We start from the raw sequence: 18,815 nt of genomic DNA, 5'->3' as shown, positions 1-18,815 counted from the left end.
GTTTTATTTTTTATTTTACTGGGGTTTTGGGTATTCATAAATTAGTTTTTAATGCATTTGTTAGTGCTTCTACTTGTTTATCAGCACCAATTCCATAAAAGTTTTGAGCAAGACCAGATTCTCAACCTCCATAAGAGGAATTTCCACCTATTAAAACATATGATTCAGATCAAGTTTCATCTTCTTTAATAACTTGACCATTTTCGTTTTTCTTATATTTAACACCTTTAACACTTATGTCGAAATTACCAAATAATTTTCCGGTGTCATTTAAAACTTTATTACGTTCTGGATTTAATTTTTTACCAGAAGCAATATCGTTAAAATCATCAAAATTATCCCCAACTCTCATAACGGTTTTAAAAGAAATTTTATTACCTGAGCCATTATATTCACTTAAATCTCAAGTTTTTTCATTAACTAAATTCATTCTTTCTTCTTTTTCAGATTTTATTCTTTTTCCGTTACTATCCTTTTTAATGTGTTTTCAAGGTGCTTCAGTTTTACTTAAATCCACTCCTTGCATTCAAAATACTCAATCTGGTAAGTATTTAGCATCTAAACCTTCTGAAATTAAATTTTCTCTAGTAGGAACTAACTGATTTTCTTGTTCACGATTTGAGTTATACATTACAACTCCACCTTTTGAATAAACATATTTAATAAATTCAATTGCTCCTGCTATTTTAATTGCTTTTTTATCTTGAATAAAAGCGTTTCAATTTTTAGAGTTATAAACATCTTTATTTAAAACTAAATAATTTTGAAAAGCAAAATTGTTTAAAACTGTTTCATCAATATCCATAAATACTACAGGAATAGATTTATTATCGCTTGTATTAGAAACTACTACTTTATCATTTTCCACTTTAACTTTATCTAATTCTAATATATCAGTTTGCTTAATCATTTCATCAAATTGTTTTTTAGCGGCATTATACAAATTAATAGTCATAGCATCTTTTTCAGCTGAAACTGTATTTCAAACACCTGAATTTCATCTTAAATTATCAACAACAGCTTGACTTTCTGAATTTTGAGGTTGTTGACAAGATATTACAGTACCAACAGAAGCAACTACAGTTGTTGCCCCTAATAATGGAATAAATAATTTTCTTTTTTTCATTTTTTTCTCCTTAATTTATTTTTTTAATTATATATATTAATATATATTAATTATAAAACTTTTATTTAAAATAAACTTAATAAAATAAATATTAGTAATTTTTAATCTTATTTTTAATAAATATCTTAATAAATGAATTTTATTTGTAAAATGTTAATTATTATTAGTGAATTATATTAAAATAGCAGATTATTATTAAAAAATAATTCAATAATCATAAAATTTTATTAATTTTTAACTTTTTTAGAAAAAATTTTAATTTTTACATTTTTGTTTATAATAGGAGCATGAAATTAAAGAAAAAAGTAATATTTAATGCAATTATTGTTGCATCACTATTAACAACATCTTACACAATTGTTTCATGTAACAAAGAGAAAGGAAATGAGCAAACCAATACTGTTGAAATTGGTTCAAATTCTAATACTTTAGAATTAAATAAAAAAGAAATTTTAAACTTTGATGCTAAACAATCTTATGATTGAATAAATAAAATTAATTTTGTTTTATGAATGAAAAAACAACAAGATCAAACATTTTTACCTAAAATTGAACAGGTTCTAAAAAAAGATTTTATTTTTAGTAAGCAAAATGATTATACAATCGATAATTCTTATGATAAATACTTATATTTATTAAAGTTAGTTTCAAGTCAAAGTGATAAAACTGATTTACCTACTTGAGAAAAAATTTTAAATTTAAATATATCAGAATTAAATCTTTGAGAAAATAAAATGCAATTAATTGATTTTATTTCTAAAAATCCTAATGATAAATTGCCTACTAGAAAAGTGATTTTAGAAATGAATGATACTGATGTAAAAAATATGATCGCAAGACTAGAATTATGAAATTTAATTTTAAAAGAAGAGGATAAAGGTAAATTACCTGATCTAGATAAAGTTTTATCTATGAATATTTTTGAATCAAACAGCACTAAACAAACTGTATTTTCGTGATTTTATACAATAAAATTATTAAATTTAATTGAATCACAAGAAGATAAAGCTGATTTACCAACTAGAGAAAATGTTTTACAAAATATAGAAACAAATTACCAAACTCATATTGATTTATATATTAAATTAGAATTATTAAAACTTTATAAACAAATAAATGATAACGGTAATTATCCTAGCAAAAGTGAAGTTTTAGAATATCGTAATAATGATGCTATTGAAGAATATCAAAATAATTTATTTAGCTTATTAAAAGATAATAAAAAATTATTTTTAAGCAATTTTAGAAATTTTATAAAATATAACGAAGGAACTTCTAAAATTGATTATAATAAAATCATTCTTAACAAAATTGAAAATGATTCTAAATTTATAAAATTATTAGATTCTATTTATAAATATTATAGATATGACTATTCAAATAAAAATGCAAATATTTTAAATTTTTTACTAATATTAATTAATGATTCGCTACAAAATAATGATTTAATTAAAAAAGATTATATTATTGATGCTCTTGAATATTTAATGGAAAATAACTTAAAAATTCCTGAAAAAATTTTAGTTTCACAAAACATTACCCCAGCAATTTATTTACAAAAAATCGGACAAATTTTAAGTATTACAAATAAATTAGAAAATAAAAACGATTTACCTAAAATTACAGAGATTTTAGATTTGGAAGAACATTTAATGGATGAATTAATTAATAAATTAATTTTATTAAATTTAGTTTCTCAACTAAAAGATAAAAACGATATTCCTTTAACAAATGAAATACTTAAAATGAATGAAAGTAATGTTGAAAAATGAAATAGAATTGTTTTAATTTTACTAAATTGAGAAAAAATAAATGATAAAAGTAATTTACCTTCAAGAACTGAAATTATTAATAAAGAAAATTCAGTTGATCAAATTAATATAATGAAATTATTATCAAAAATCGAAAGTTTTGATAAAAAAGAGGAATTACCAGATAAAAATCAAGTATTAAAATTTAATTCAAAAGAGATAAATGAATGAATTAGTAAATTAGATTTATTAAATTTATTGAAAGAAAATAACTTCGTTTTAAAAAATGATAAATAAAAAAACCAATTTCGCAATTGAAATTGGTTTTTTCATACCACTAATTTTCATCTAACATCTTTTTAATTTCAGTAAGTTTAGCAAAATTGGTTTCAAGTGATGCTAATCTTATTTCAAAAACATCATTAGTAATAGTAAATAATCTCTCTAATTCTTTATTAAATTCTTCTTTATTTTCAATTTCACTATATAAATTTCTGAATTTAACCTTTTCTTGTTCAATGACAAAATATTTATTAAATAAATTATTAAATTCAGTTATATGTTCTTTAACTATTTTTAAATCACTACTTAGAAATTGATTATAAAGAAGTATTAAAACTTGAGTACTAATTCCGTATTTCGGTATTTTTTTAGCAACTTCTTCTTCAAATTTTTTAAATTTATCTGGATAAGTTATAAATGCCCTTGCTATAAACATCATTCCACCAGAATAGGATTGTAAAATTGATGTTAAATCAGTTTCTAATTTATTCACTTTTCCTTCTGAAATGAAAGTAAATCATTTTTGAGTATTTAAAAGTTTTTCTTCTTTTAATAAATTTAATTTTTGTTGATCTTCTTCAGAGATTGTATAAACTTTTTCATTTTCTACAAATTGACCTAACCCATTAACAGATGAAAGTATTCTATCTTCAACATACTGTCCAGTTCCTTTTGAAGTGGCATATATTTCATCTTCAACATACTGTCCTGATCCACTAACTGATGAAAGAACAACATCTTGAACACTTTGCCCTGATCCTTTAATTGAAATTTGTTCTTTACAAGAAATGACTAAAGAAGAAATCCCCAATATACTAATGGGGATTAAAGAAAATTTTAATAACTTTTTCATTTTCATTATTAAGAAGCACTAGTGCTACTTGTAGTTGTGGCTGCTTGTGTATTTAATGATTTAGAAATTTCTTTTAATTTATCTGAGTGTTGATTAATTAAAGTTACATATTTTTCTAAAGCTTGTGCATATGTTTCTAATTTTGCTAAATCACTATCGAGTTCTGGATAATTACCATTTACATCGATTTTAAATCTCATTTCATTATTTTCGAGTGTAAAGTATTTATCAAATAATGCATTTAATTCATCGCGTTTTTCTTCAGCCGCTGCAATTTGAACAGACATAAATGTAACATAATTAATAACAACTAACATCCCTTTTTTCTCTTCTGGATAATTAGATAGTTTTTCTGTTACAAATTTTTCAAAATTTTTGAAAAAATCTTTTTCAGTTTCATATGCTTTTTCTAAAAATGGTTTTTGATCAACTTCACTTGTCATTAAAGTCAATAATTCATTTTTTAAATTAGCAAATTTAGTAGCATCGTTAAAATATACTTTTTGTTTTTTAACTAATTGACCTTTTTCTGAATTTTCTAATCACGCTTTTTTAGCTTTTTCGTTATCGTAATCTTTATTTCCATCACCACAAGAAATAGCGATTGTTGCTGCTCCAAAAATTGTTAATGGAACTAAAGAAAATTTTAATATTTTTTTCATATTTCTCCTCGTTTTTTATAAAACACTAATTTTATTATAATTACAATATAATATTATACATAATTATTTTAACATTTTGTTTTTTTAGAACTATTAATTTAAAATTATTAAGAATTTTGATTATTTAAAGAATTATTAATTGCTGATAATTGCTCATAATGATATTGAATTAATGGAATTTGTTTGTTGTAAATTGTAACTCCGATATATTCTAATCTAGCTAATTCATTTCTAGTAGTTTCATCCTCAATATTGATTTCATTTTTTAATGAAACACCATCTTCGTTTATTTGGTAATACTTATTAAATAAGTTTTCAAATTGTTCTTTTTCAGAATTTACCGATTTTATTTGTGCAATAATTCAAAATTTATACGATTCGGCTGTATAGTAACCCTTTAATTGAGGTGGTAATTGAAAAGGAAGCATACTTAATGATTTTTCAGCCTCTGCAAACAGTGAACTGTTAATAGAATAAGCTTTTTGTAAGAAGGTTAAATCATTTGAAAATGTTGAAATATTTGTTGTTAATGTGCTAAATTCATCATTTTCTAAAAATGTTTTTCATTTTCCGATTATTTCAAGTTTTATTTGAGATTCTTCAAACACCTCAGCCTGCACAGAAACAGAAGTTCCTTTTTCATAATTAAATGCAACATCTTCAACATACTGTCCTGATCCATTAACTGATGAAAGCACAACATCTTCAACGCTTTGACCCGAACCATTAACAGATGAAAGAACAACATCTTGAACACTTTGTCCTAATCCTTTAAGTGGGGAATCATATATTTGATCTTTAACTGAAACAGAAGAACCTTTTTGTGTTTTAATTTCTTCTTTATTTTCATTATTACAAGAAATTGCAAAAAGCGATGCGCCCAAAACACTTGCTGGAATTAAAGAAAATTTTAATAACTTTTTCATTTCTCTCCTTATTTTTTTAAATAATTATTTATCAATTTAGCATTACTTTTAAATAGCAAAATCACATTTTATTGCGAATTTATCTTATTTAAATCATTGCTAATTTTTAATAATTGTTGATAATGATATTGAATTAATGGAATTTGTTTATCATAAATTGTAATTCCGATATATTCTAATCTATCTAAATCTTTTTTAACATCAGGATTATCAATATCAAATCCGTCTTTTAATTTAAATTTATCTCCATTTACTTCATAATACTTATCAAATAACTGTTTAAATTCTTTTTGTTCCGCTTTTACCGAGTGTACTTGAGCATACATTCATCATTTATACGATTCGGCAGTATAAAAAGGAATTGCCTTTTCTGGTATGGGAATTGGCACGAATTTTAATGACTTAGTTGCTTCTTCAAATAATTCTTTGTTAACCGAATAGACTTTTTGTAAAAAATTTAAATCTTCTGAAAATTTAAACACTTGGTTTTGTAAATTGTCAAATTCATTATTTTCTAAAAATGTTTTTCATTTAATAATTGTTTTGTTATTTTCAGAATCTAATCAATGAATTTTTGGTTTTTTGTCTAAATTTGGTTTTTCATCTAAATTAGTTGACTTTTCTTGCTCATAACAAGAAATTGCTAATGGCGAAATCCCTACAACAATAATTGGAACTAAAGAAAATTTTAATATTTTTTTTCTCACTTTCCTCCTTTATTTTTATATATTAATTATATAATTAATTATCATAGTGAAATGAAAAAAAAAAAAAAAGTAGTCATTTTGGCTACTTTTTCGCTATTTTTCGGCTATTAAATCAATTTTAGCCAGGGCTTTAATACTATCTTTATTTTTTAACGAAATGATTTTAACACCCTTGGTGTTTCTTGAAGTTTCAGGAATTTGATTTAATGAAGTTCTAATAGCAATTCCTTGTTTTGTTAAAATTAAAATTTCTTCATCACCTTTAACATTTCCTATATATGTTAATTTTCCTGCCTTAGAACTATTAATTGTTTTAACCCCTTTAGTTCCTCTAGAAGTTTTTCGATATTCATCAATTAAAGTTTTTTTACCAAATCCGTATTCACCTAGTGCGAAAATAAATTCTCCTTCAGATGATGGCGATGCACCAACAACATAATCATCTGAATTTAAATTAATTCCTTTAACTCCTGCTGCTTTTCTTGATGTTGCTCTCAAATCGCTTGAAGCGAAACGGACAACATGTCCATTAGAAGCGCCGATAATAATTTCGTCATTATCATTAACTATAAATGCTCTTTGAAGTTCATCGCCTTCTTTTAATCCTAAAGCAATTTTTCCATTAGAATTAATTCTTTGGTAGTTAATAATATCAGTTTTTTTAATAATTCCTTTTTTAGAAACAGTTACTAAATAATCGTTTTCTTTATATTCATTTATTGAAAGCATTGAAATAACTTTTTCATCCTTTTCAATGCTAATTAAGTTAATAAACGGAATTCCTTTTCCTTGTTTACTTTGTTCTGGTATTTCATATGCTCTTAAACGATAAACTTTAGCTAAACTTGTAAAGATTAATAAATCAGTATGAGTATTAGTAATTAAAATTGAATTTAAATTATCATCCTCGTAAGTTGTTGCTGTATTAGAACCAACACCTCCACGATTTTGTGTTCGATATTCGTCAATGTTAATTCTTTTAACATAACCATTATCAGTTAATGTAATTGCCACATCTTGCGATGGAATTAAATCTTCATCATCAATTGAACCAATTTCTGTGGAACTTATTTCAGTTTTTCTTTCATCTCCAAAAATTTGTTTTACTTCTTCTAATTCTTTAATAATTAATTCAATTAATTTATCTCTAGATGCTAAAATATCTTTAATTTCAGCGATTTTTTCATACAATTCTTGCATTTCTGATTCAAGTTTTTCAACAGCTAATCCTGTTAATCTACTTAATCTCATATCGATAATTGCTTTGGTTTGAATAGAAGTCAATTCAAATCTTGTTCCAAGTTTTTCTTGAGCTTCAGCATCTGATTTAGATGATTTAATAATTTTAATTACTTCATCAATGTTTTCAATTGCAATTTTTAAACCCTCTAAAACATGAACTCTTTCTTCTGCTTTTTTCAGATCAAATTGTAATCTTCTAGTAAAAACATCCACTTGATGTTCTAAATAAACTTCTAATGCTTGTTTTAAATTAATTAATTTAGGTTCACCATTAACTATTGCAGTCATATTTACTGAATAGCTAATTTGTAATGAAGTTTGTTTATAAAGATGATTTAAAACAACTTCAGGAACAAATCCTTTTTTAATGTCAAAAACTACTCTAATTCCTTCTCTTGATGTTTCATCACGGATATCAGCAATTCCCTCGATTTTTTTCTCTTTAACTAATTGTGCAATTTTTTCAATTAAAACAGGTTTTTTAACTTCATATGGAATTTCATAAACTATAATTTTACTTTTTCCATTTTTTAACTCTTCAATTCTTGCTTTTGATCTTAAAGTAAATGCACCTTTACCTGTTTCATATGCCTTGACAATTCCACTTTGACCTAAAATCATCGCTCCAGTTGGAAAATCTGGACCTTTAATATGATCCATTAATTTATAAATGCTAATTTCCGGATCTCGAGCTAATGCAATTGTAGCATCTATAACCTCTTTTAAATTGTGTGGAGGAATTGTTGTTGCCATTCCAACGGCAATTCCTGATACACCTGAAACTAGTAAATTAGGAAATTTAGCAGGTAAAACTGTTGGTTCAAATTCAGAGCCATCATAGTTAGGCATAAAATCAACGGTATCTTTTTTAATACCCTCAACCATTAACATAGCAATTTTAGACATTCTCGCTTCAGTATAACGCATTGCTGCTGCTTGATCACCATCAATTGAACCAAAGTTTCCATGCCCATCAATTAAAGGATATCTTAAAGAAAAATCTTGAGCCATACGAACCATAGCATCATATACCGAAGAATCACCGTGAGGGTGATATTTCCCTAGTACATCCCCAACAATTCTCGCTGATTTTTTATGTTGCACAGAACTGGTGATACCTAGTTCGCTCATTCCATATAAAATTCTTCTATGCACTGGTTTAAGACCATCACGAGCATCAGGAAGCGCTCTTGAAACAATAACTGACATTGCATATTCCAAAAATGATGAGCGCATTTCATCTGAAATTTGTTTAGGAATTATTCCATTAATTTCAGAATCGATAATTTGTGAACTAACAACATATTCATCTTTATCTTGTGGTGCTATTTCTTCATCATCTTGTTCTTGAACTATTTTTTCTTCTTTAAAAACAGTTTTAATTTCTTCATCTTCAATTATGTATTTATCTTTTTCTTCTTTTTCATCTAAAAACATATTAATACTCCTTTGAGTTTTTATAAATTTTATAAATATAATTTATAAATATTTAAAATTATACCAAAAAAATGCTATTTTTTATGTTTTTAAATAAAAAGAAAGACCCAAAATTAAATTTTGAATTTTTATAGTTTTTTATTACTAATTATGGTTGATTTGGTTCTTATGAATTTTCTACTTAGTTTGAACCTTCTTGTTGTTCAGCTTCGTGTTTTTTATCTTTTCTTTTAAGTTTGTCTTTTAATTTATTTAGTGTTTATTTACCTTTTTCTTTTGCTTTTTGAATGTTTTAATCGGCTACATAATTTCCAATTACATCAGCCGCTTTAATCAACTCCATCTTGAAATTTTTCAGAAACAAATTCCGCTACAACACTACCCACTTGTTCAATTGCTTCATCTCTTTTTTATCTTTTTAGCTTAGACCAGTTTCCTTTTTTTAGTATCATCTGTTTTATTTGGTTCTGATTGCGCCGGCGTTGACTATGTTGGCACTGATTGTGCTGGCTGAATTGTTTATACTTTTTTCCTACACGACACCACAATTGCTAGAGATGAAATAAATGTAGGTGTTCATCCTAATGTTAATAATAATTTTTAAATTTGTTTTTCGTATATTTATCCTTTCGATTTACTATATTACTATTTTACTTTTTTATTTTTTTGAAATATTATATAAAAAGAACAAATTCAATTAAAAAAAATCGCCATTTTAGCGATTTTCTTTATTTAAAATTAGTTTTTAATTTTATTTAATTGATGAACTGCGTTTCTTGCCGCTTCTCATAAAACTTCACTGAATGTTGGGTGAGGGTGAATAGTTGAAGCAATATCATAAATTGTTGATTCTAAATCCATTGCTAAAACAACTTCAGAAATTAAATCAGTTGCTGCACCACCGATAATGTGGCAACCGATAATTTCTCCAAATTCTTTATCAATAATGAATTTAGCAAATCCTTTTGATTCGTGAGCCGCTAATGCTTTTCCAACAAAACTAAATTGATGTTTTGCAACAATAAAATCTCTTTTTTCAGCTTTCGCTTGCTCTTCAGTAATTCCTACGACAGCAATTTCTGGGTGTGTGTAAATGCATGCTGGAACTGTTTTTGAAGAGTATTTTACTTTTCTATTTAAAATATTAGAAACAGCAACTACAGCATGTCTGTAAGCGACGTGTGCTAGCATTGCTTGTCCAACAACGTCTCCAATTCCATAAACTCCTTCAACATTTGTTTCACAATATTCATCAACTAACAATTGTTTTCTATCTCCAAGTTTAATTCCAACTTCTTCTAAACCTAGTGATTCTGGTACTCTTCCAACAGAAACTAATACTAAATCAGATTTAACTGAATCCTCTTTTCCATCAACTTCATAGTAAATTTTACCTTTTTCATATTTAGTTGTGTTAGCATTAGTAATTAAATTTACTCCTAATTCTAATAAATCAGATGTAACTTGTTTGATAATGTCTTTATCTAACATCCCTAAAACTGTTGGTAAATTTTGAATAATGGTTACTTTTGTTCCTGCAGAAGCAAAAACTTGAGCGAATTCAACCCCGATAACTCCTCCACCAATAATGGTTAATGATTTAGGTTGTTTTTCTAAATTAATCGCTTCCTTTGAAGTGATTAATTTTCCTTCTTGATATCCTTTTTCAAATCCTGGTAATGGGATTTTTCTATCACTTGATCCAGTAGCAATAATAACATTTTTTGCTCTATATACTTTCGAATCAACTTCAACTTCATGAGAACCAACAAATTTTGCTTCTCCAAAAATTGTTTTAACTTTATTCATTCTCATTAATGATTGTACACCAGAAGTTAATTTAGAAACTACCTCTGTTTTTCTAGCATGCATTTTTGTTCAATCAATTTTTGCATCTAGTTTACCAATAACTCCATATTCATGAGCGTGTTTAACTGAGTGTAATACTTCAGTTGTTTTTAATAACGCCTTAGTTGGAATACATCCAACATTTAAACAAACTCCACCTCAAAATTCTCTTTCAATTATTAAAGTTTTTAATCCTGATGCTCCCGCTTCTTCAGCTGCTAAATATCCACCAGGTCCTGAACCGATAACTATTAAATCAAAATCTTCTTCGATTTTTCCGGCATAAGCTTTACCTTTTTCTTTTGATTGTTTTTCAGAAACAGTTTGCTCAACTGCTGGTTTAGAACTTTCTTGTTTAACTTCGACTTTAGTAGCTGGTTTAGTAAAGGCAGATAAATCAAATAATTCGTTTGAAACTTTAACTTCACCAACAACTGAAGCCCCGCCTTCACTAGATGTTGCTTCTTTTTTAGTTTCTACTGGAGCTTCTGGTTCATAATTAGAACTTCCATCATCAATGTGGTAAATTTCTTGACCAACATGAATGGTGTCCCCTTCTTTCATTAAAACTTTTACGATTTTTCCTGTTGCAGGAGATGGGATGTCAGATGTAACTTTATCTGTTTCAACAGAAAATAAAGAATCACCTTCATTAACCATATCCCCTTCTTTTTTATAAATTTCGGCAACTACTCCTTCATGTAGTCCTTCACCTATATCAGCAAATTTAAATTTATGCATTTTAAAATACTCCTAAAATTTCTGGTTTTTCCAGTAATTGTTTTACTCTATTTGCAAATCTTCCAACTGTAGCTCCATCAATTCATCTATGATCGGCTGAAACTGTTAGATTCATAACTTTTCCTGGTACAATTGCTCCATTTTTAACAACTGGACGATCAACAATTGCTCCCACTCCAGCAATTGCTAATTCAGGATAATTGATAACTGGAGTTCCAAATAATGCTCCAACTGAACCATAATTGGTAATTGTAAATGAACCACCACTCATTTCATTTGGTTTAATTTTTTTATCTCTAGCGGCTAATGCTAATCTATTAATTTCTTTTGCTAATTCAACAATATTTGAATTTTGAGCATCTTTAACAACTGGAACCATTAATCCTGCTTCTGTATCAACTGCAATTCCTAAATTTAATGTTTCAGGATAAACAATCTCTCCAGCTGCTTCATCATATTTAGCCGCTAAAACTGGAAATTCTTTTAAAGCTATTAAAATCGCTTTGGCGATGTATGGTAAAAATGTTAATTTAACACCTGTTGCTGATAGAACATCATCAACAATTGATTTTCTTAAATCTCATAATTTACTCATATCTATTTCATTAACTAAACTAAAATAAGCAACAGAATCTCTAGAATTAATCATTGCTCTAGCAATCGCTTTTCTAATTGGCGTAATTTTTTCTCTTTTAGCTTCAAGTGAAGCAACAGGCTTAACTTTTTGCACAGTTTCAGAACTTTCTTTTTTAACAGAAGATTGTGATGCTTCTGGTTTAAAAGATAAAACATCATCTTTTAAAATTCTTCCAAACGGTCCTGTACCTTTAACTAAATTTATATCAATTCCCATTTTTGCAGCTAATGCTCTTGCTAATGGAGTTGAAACTATTTTGTTCATATTTTTCCTTTCTATTTACTAAAATTTAAATGCCATTACTTCTTTAATTTTAGCAACAACTTTTTTATCATCAATTGCATGATATCCCTCTCCACGTGCTAGCGGAACTGTAATATCATATCCTGTCAATCTTGATAATGGGGCTTTTAAATATTCAAAAGCTTTTTCATTAACTACTGTAATAATTTCTGCTGATACAGAAAATGATTTAACAGCTTCATGAACTACTAAAAGTCTTCCTGTTTTTTTAACTGAATTTACAATTGTTTCCACATCAAGAGGTTTAATTGTTCTTAAATCAATTAATTCAATGCTAATTTCTGGGTTAGTTTGTCTTAATTCTTGCAATGCTTTTAAACAATCGTGAACTTGAGCACCGTATGTTACCACAGTAATATCATTTCCTTCGACTAGTACATTAGCTTTTCCAATTGGAACTTCATAAATTCCAGCAGGAATTTCTTGTTTAAATGAACGATAGATTTTTTTTGGTTCTAAAAACACAACTGGATCTGGATCGTTAATTGCTGAAATTAATAAACCTTTTGTATCATAAGGGGTAGAAGGCATAACAACTTTTAATCCTGGAACATGAGCGAACATTGCTTCAATTGCTTCTGAATGGTGTTCTAAAGCACGAACTCCACCAGCCATTGGCATTCTCAATACTAATGGAACGGTAAATCTTCCTCTTGTTCTGTTTCTATATCTAGCAGCATGAGTCATTAATTGTTGAAAAGCTGGATAAGCAAATCCTTGAAATTGCATTTCTACAATTGGTTTTAACCCGAAAATTGCAGCCCCAACTCCAATTCCCATCATCGATGCTTCTGCTATAGGAGCATCTCAAACTCTTTCAACACCGTGTTTTTTTTGTAATCCTTCAGTTGCTCTAAATACACCACCTTCAAATCCAGCATCTTGACCTCATAAAACAACTTTAGGATCTTTTTCCATCATTAAATCAATTGCATTTGTTACTGCACCGATATTATTTAATGCTATTTTTTTATCTTCCATTATTTATTCTCCTTTGAATAATAAGCCAATGCTTCAGCTTTTTGTTCTTTTAATTCAGGTGTTAATTCAGCATATGTATGATCAAATATTTCATTTATATCCACATCTAATTCTTTTAATGATTCATTGTAAGCTTCTTTAACTTGAGCTAATGCATCTTCTCAAATTTTTGTTTTTTCTGCTTCTGTTAAATATTTTTTTGAATATAAATAATTTTCAATTCTATGCATTGGTTCTCATTTTTCTTGCTCTTGTTCCATTTCAACAGTTCTATAAACTCTTGGATTATCGCTGGTTGTATGTGGTCCCTGTCTTCACGACATAAACTCAACTAAAACCGGACCATTTCCTGCTCTAGAATATTCAACAGCTTCTTTTACCACGGCATATGAAGCTAATAAATCATTTCCATCAACTCTAACTCCTGGAATTCCAGCTGCAGCAGCTTTAGCAGCGATTGTTTCTGAACCTGTTTCTAAATGTTCTGGTGTAGAAATTGATCATTGATTATTATTTACACAAAATACTGCTGGTCATTTTCAAATTCCCGCTGTATTCATAGCTTCATAAAATTCACCTTCAGCAGTTCCACCATTTCCTACATATGACATTGCAACAGCTTTTTTACCTGTTAATTTAATAGCATATGCAAGTCCCGCCGCATGAGAACATTGGGTTGCTATTGGAATATTAACTGGAAGTAAATTAATACCTTCTGGTGTCATATTTCCCTTTTCATTTCCATTTCAGTATAATAATTGGTTTTTTACCGGCATTCCCATATATAACATAACTGCATTTGTTCTAAATGTTGCAGTAAATCAATCATCTTTTTCTAAAGCCATAGCAGAAGCAACTTGTAATGCTTCTTCCCCAAAATTAGGCGCAAAAGTAAGCATTCTACCTTGTCTTTGTAATTGTGTCATATAAGTATCTTGTTGTCTAGATAAAACCATTACTTTATATGCTTTAAGTAATTCTTCTTTTGTTAATTTAGTATCATTTTTAGGATTAATTAGTTTTCCATCAATGTCTAAAAAACGAACAATTTCATCTTTAGAAAACATAACTTTTCCCGCTTTAACAAATTTATATTCCATTGTTACTCCTTGTTTTATTTAAAATATATATTTTTTATTATACTACTTTTAAAAAATAAAATTTATTTAAAAATTGAAAAAACCTAAAAATAATAGTTTTTTACTGAAAATTAATATAGATAATGAAAAAACAAATTATCACTATTTTTTTAATAACTTACTTAAATTAATTTATTTTTTGCATTTTTCAATTTTATTTAATATTTCAGTATGAAAGCTAAAAATTGATAATATTGTAATTGAAATTATAATAAACAAGCAAAAATTAAAATTTAGCACTTTAATTAAAGCAACTATTTATTTGAAAAAAAAGAAAATAAAAAAATTAAATAATCATTTAAATAAAATATTTTTGACTATTTAATTTTTTTATTTATTTTGTTTTAAAAAACAAATGGAGCACTAATTATTATTAATATTAATGCAAAAATAAAACCAACAAAAACAGTAAAATAAGAACTTTGGCTGCGTTTTTGAGCATATGATTGTGCCGTTCATAATTCTTTTTCTGGTAAGCGGTTTTCTTTACGCATTTTATTTTCGCGTTTAATACTTCAATTTCTAATTCCGCGACTATAAATATCAAATAGTCCTCATTTTATAACTAAAGTTAAAATTACCAGAGCAAGAATTAAAAAACCAACAGTAAATAGTGATGTGGATCAAATTAATTTGTTAAATGCAAAAGTCATTAAACAAAATAAAATAATAAAAACTACTGTTCATATTCCTAAATAAATTCAGTCAATTTTTCTTATATTACCTATTATTCGGTTTTTTCAAAAAAATAAAAGTTTATTTTTCATTTTCAAGTCATTGTTCTAGTTGTTTTTCAGTTCCATACACTTTGTGACTTTGTGAATCGCCAACTAATTTTTCTATTACTTGATTAGGGAATTTTTGTTCACTTAAATAATTTAATTCAAATGAAGATGCCTCAAATGGCTCGTTAGCATTGGACATTTTTGGAATTGATTTAAATAAGTTAATTGTATAAGGATGTTTTGGATTGGAATAAATTTCGTGAGTTTTTCCTCTTTCCACAATTTTTCCTAAGTGCATAATAATGATGTTATCAGCAATGTATTCAACCATTGATAAATCGTGAGCGATAAAAATCATTCCAATTCCTTTTTTATCAATTAAACTTTTTAATAAATTAACTATTTGTGCTTGAATAGAAATATCTAGTGAAGCAATTGGTTCATCGGCAATAATAATTTTTGGTTGGCTTATTAAAGCACGAGCGATAACAATTCTTTGTCTTTGACCCCCTGAAAATTCATGTGGATAACGATAAGCAAATTGCTTTAATAATCCAACTTCTTCTAGTGCATTATAAATTGCTTGGTCATACATAACTTTTTTAACTTTTTTCTTCGCTTTGAAAATTCTAGTTTTTTTATGAAGACCTAGTAAGAACATAATTTGATAGTAAATTTTATTTAAAATTTTGGTTTCTAATTTAAAACTTTTAAGAATTTCTTCTTTTTCGCTAACTTTTTGTTCGTAAATTTTTAACTCTTTTTTAACTTGTTTTTTATTTAAACCATCAGCAGTTAATTTTTGCTCATATCATTTTAAAAAGTTTAAATGTACTTCTTTAAATTTTTGATCTAATATTAATTGTCTTGCTGAAATTTCTTGAATTAAAATATTTCCGTTTTCTATTTTTTCATCAATATCAATTTCTCATTTTTTAAATTCGCTAATATATTTATCTAATTCATGTTGGAAAACATGTTCATTTTTTTGATGAATTAATTTTGCTAAATTTAATTTCATCTCATCAATTTTTAAAATTTCTTTTTTTCTTGATATTTGTGATTTTAAATTTTTAATTTCATTTTCTAATGTAGTTTTTTGCTCTTGATATTTTTCTTTTCTTGAATGAGCAATTTCAATGTATTTAGAAAGATCCATTTCAGCATATTCGGCTAAAAGTTCTTCATACATTTGTTTTTTGTTTTTTCAACTTTCATTATTGTCATTAGCAATTTTTACAAATTTATTTTCATATTTTTCAATAATAAATTTGTTAAATTCATTAAATTCATTAATCATTTGATCAATTTCTTCTAAAGTTAGTCAATAAAAAACATTTTCGCTTAAACTCAATTTATTTGATTTATTTTTTAAAAATTGTTTAGTGATTTTATTAACATATCTTCTTTTCATGAAAAAAGAATAATTTTTAAAATCTTCAGTTTTTAATGCTTCATTTTTATTTAATAATTCTTCAGATTTATATTCAAAAATATAACTTTTAACATAATTTTGTGAGTTAATATGTTTTTCTTTTGATAGTTCTAAAAATTCTTTTAATTTACTTTCAAGTTCTGCTATCTGTTTTTTTAATGCAACATTAGCGCGAGAATTTTTAGTTAGTAATTCGGCTTCTTTTAATCCTCTTTCAGATTCTCTTAATGCCAATTCATCAAATGATAAATTACCATCACGGTATTCTTGTTGCTTTTCAAAATAGTAGTTATATAAAGTACTTGCTCCTTGATAAATTTCATTAATCGCTTTTGATTCGTGAAATTGTCTTTTATTTAAATATGAAAAGTATGAATTAAAAATATCTTCATAACTATTATTTTCAAACATTAAATCAAAATCTTGAAAATCATCAAAGTGAGTTTCTCATTCTTTAAAATATTCATTAGCTTCATTAATAATACTAAATTGATTCATCAATTTTTGTTCTTTATATTTTCTTAAAAATGAATAATGAAAGTTCTTAATAATTGTTGAAAAATCACTAAAAGTATCTTTCATTTTATCTTTAATAATATTATTAACTTTAAGTGGTTCTTTTAAAATTGAATATACATTTTTTTGTCCATTTAATGATGCATGCGGATCTTGAAAAATCATTTGCATATTTTTTCTCATAAATCTATTTTTAGATTTAGAAACTTTTTTACCAGAAATGATTTTATCTAATAAGCTAACTTGACCATTGTAATTGTCATAAAGTCTAATTAACGAACGACCAACTGTGGTTTTACCAGAACCAGATTCACCTATTAAACCTAAAACTTCTCCTTCATAAAGTTTAAAATTAACTTTATCTACAGCCTGAACAATTCCTTTTTTACTGTAAAAGTATTTCTTTAAATTTTTGACATTTAAAATTGTTTTTTCACTATTTTTATTCATCTTTTTCAAAAACCTTTCTAAATAATTCTAATCTGGATTTTAACTGTTCAGTTAATTCAACTTTAGGAGCATCTGGGTGTAATAATCAAGTTGCTGCTGCATGAGTTTCAGAAACATCTATTAATGGTGGTTCTTTTTCAAAATCAATTTCTAAAGCATATTCATTTCTTGGAGCAAATGGATCACCTGCAGGTAAATTTGCCATATCTGGAGGAGTTCCTTTGATATTAAATAATTTTTGATTTTTCTCTTCGGGAATTGCACTAATTAATGCTCATGTATAAGGGTGTTTTGGATCGGTAAAAATATCAGCCCTCGTTCCCTTTTCAACAACTTTTCCAGCATATAAAACATATATATAATCACAGAATTTAGCAATAACTGAAATGTTGTGTGAAATAAATATTAAAGAAATTCCGTATTTATTTCTAATATCATTAAATAATGCTAATACCGATGCTTGTACAGTTGGATCTAAAGCTGTTGTTGGTTCGTCGGCAATAATCAATTCAGGTTGCATTGCTACTACCATCGCAATTACAACTCTCTGTTTCATTCCTCCACTAAATGTATGAGGATAAGCATTGAATTTTTCTTTAGCATCACGAATTCCAAACGATTCAAGCAGTTCAATTAAATAATTAATTTTTTCTTCTTTAGTTTTAAATCTTGGATCTTTATGTAAAACATCTAATAATTGTTTTCCAATAGTTCTAGTTGGATTTAAAGCAGTTAGTGGATCTTGAGGAATGTATCCAATTTTTTTACCTCTAATTTGCTGTCATTGTTTATCTTTTTTATAATTAGAAATATCAATTCCAGAAATTTCCATTACATCACTTTGAACATTTGCAAATTCATTTATTCCTAAAAGCGATTTAGAAGTAACTGTTTTTCCCGAACCAGATTCGCCTACTAAACCAACAATTTGCCCTTTTTTAATTTTTAGATCAATCCCACGAACAATGTTAATAATTTTCTTTCTTCCTTCTTTGAAAGAAACTCTTAAATTTTTAACTAGCAAAAGAATTTCGTCTTTATTGTTTGTTTCCAT

The 18,815-nt window shown here is 26.6% G+C and carries 14 protein-coding genes; 1 reads left to right on the top strand and 13 read right to left on the bottom strand.

The features are described from left to right. Positions 1–10: 10 nt before the first annotated feature. Positions 11–1,126 (bottom strand): HAD family acid phosphatase, encoded by a 1,116-nt coding sequence (locus QEG99_RS01015; protein ID WP_280102151.1) that lies wholly within the window; start codon positions 1,124–1,126, stop codon positions 11–13. Positions 1,127–1,413: 287 nt separating this feature from the next. Here QEG99_RS01015 and QEG99_RS01010 point away from each other — a divergent pair, with 287 nt between their 5' ends. Then, entirely contained in the window at positions 1,414–3,174 is a 1,761-nt protein-coding gene (locus QEG99_RS01010) for a hypothetical protein (RefSeq protein ID WP_280102150.1), read from the top strand. 40 nt (positions 3,175–3,214) lie between these two features. Here the strand turns inward: QEG99_RS01010 and QEG99_RS01005 are convergent, their stop codons facing one another. The 12 genes from QEG99_RS01005 to QEG99_RS00950 all read right to left on the bottom strand — a co-directional run bounded on the left by QEG99_RS01005 (position 3,215) and on the right by QEG99_RS00950 (position 18,815). Next, positions 3,215–4,012, bottom strand: a complete 798-nt coding sequence (locus QEG99_RS01005; protein WP_280102149.1) for a hypothetical protein — start codon at positions 4,010–4,012, stop codon at positions 3,215–3,217. Between the two features lie 8 nt (positions 4,013–4,020). After that, the gene (locus QEG99_RS01000) at positions 4,021–4,674 is read right to left on the bottom strand and encodes a hypothetical protein (RefSeq protein WP_280102148.1); all 654 of its coding nucleotides are present in this window, start codon (positions 4,672–4,674) and stop codon (positions 4,021–4,023) included. 107 nt (positions 4,675–4,781) lie between these two features. After that, positions 4,782–5,600, bottom strand: coding sequence for a hypothetical protein (locus QEG99_RS00995; protein WP_280102147.1), 819 nt, complete (start codon positions 5,598–5,600; stop codon positions 4,782–4,784). A gap of 68 nt (positions 5,601–5,668) precedes the next feature. After that, on the bottom strand, positions 5,669–6,307 hold the full coding sequence (locus QEG99_RS00990) for a hypothetical protein (protein WP_280102146.1): 639 nt from the start codon (positions 6,305–6,307) through the stop codon (positions 5,669–5,671). Between the two features lie 93 nt (positions 6,308–6,400). Next, positions 6,401–8,986, bottom strand: a complete 2,586-nt coding sequence (gene gyrA, locus QEG99_RS00985) for a DNA gyrase subunit A (protein ID WP_280102145.1) — start codon at positions 8,984–8,986, stop codon at positions 6,401–6,403. A 738-nt stretch (positions 8,987–9,724) separates the two neighbouring features. Next, positions 9,725–11,575 (bottom strand): dihydrolipoyl dehydrogenase, encoded by a 1,851-nt coding sequence (gene lpdA / locus QEG99_RS00980; protein ID WP_280102144.1) that lies wholly within the window; start codon positions 11,573–11,575, stop codon positions 9,725–9,727. Position 11,576: 1 nt separating this feature from the next. Next, complete coding sequence (locus QEG99_RS00975; protein WP_280102143.1) at positions 11,577–12,476, bottom strand: 2-oxo acid dehydrogenase subunit E2; 900 nt, start codon at positions 12,474–12,476, stop codon at positions 11,577–11,579. Positions 12,477–12,494: 18 nt separating this feature from the next. Beyond that, positions 12,495–13,496: an alpha-ketoacid dehydrogenase subunit beta gene (locus QEG99_RS00970; protein WP_280102142.1), complete on the bottom strand. Its 1,002-nt coding sequence runs from the start codon at positions 13,494–13,496 to the stop codon at positions 12,495–12,497. Then, entirely contained in the window at positions 13,496–14,596 is a 1,101-nt protein-coding gene (pdhA, locus tag QEG99_RS00965) for a pyruvate dehydrogenase (acetyl-transferring) E1 component subunit alpha (protein WP_280102141.1), read from the bottom strand. Before pdhA ends, QEG99_RS00970 begins: the two co-directional genes overlap by 1 nt. Before the next feature lie 383 nt (positions 14,597–14,979). Next, positions 14,980–15,402, bottom strand: coding sequence for a DUF3899 domain-containing protein (locus tag QEG99_RS00960; RefSeq protein WP_280102140.1), 423 nt, complete (start codon positions 15,400–15,402; stop codon positions 14,980–14,982). After that, complete coding sequence (locus tag QEG99_RS00955) at positions 15,392–17,761, bottom strand: ATP-binding cassette domain-containing protein (RefSeq protein ID WP_280102139.1); 2,370 nt, start codon at positions 17,759–17,761, stop codon at positions 15,392–15,394. Before QEG99_RS00955 ends, QEG99_RS00960 begins: the two co-directional genes overlap by 11 nt. Further along, positions 17,754–18,815: an ABC transporter ATP-binding protein gene (locus tag QEG99_RS00950; protein ID WP_280102138.1), complete on the bottom strand. Its 1,062-nt coding sequence runs from the start codon at positions 18,813–18,815 to the stop codon at positions 17,754–17,756. The genes QEG99_RS00955 and QEG99_RS00950 overlap by 8 nt, the downstream gene beginning before the upstream one ends.

Source organism: Mesomycoplasma lagogenitalium, assembly GCF_029854295.1.
Taxonomy (GTDB): Bacteria; Bacillota_I; Bacilli_A; order Mycoplasmatales; family Metamycoplasmataceae; genus Mesomycoplasma_A; species Mesomycoplasma_A lagogenitalium.
This window is presented reverse-complemented; position numbering and strand designations above follow the sequence as displayed.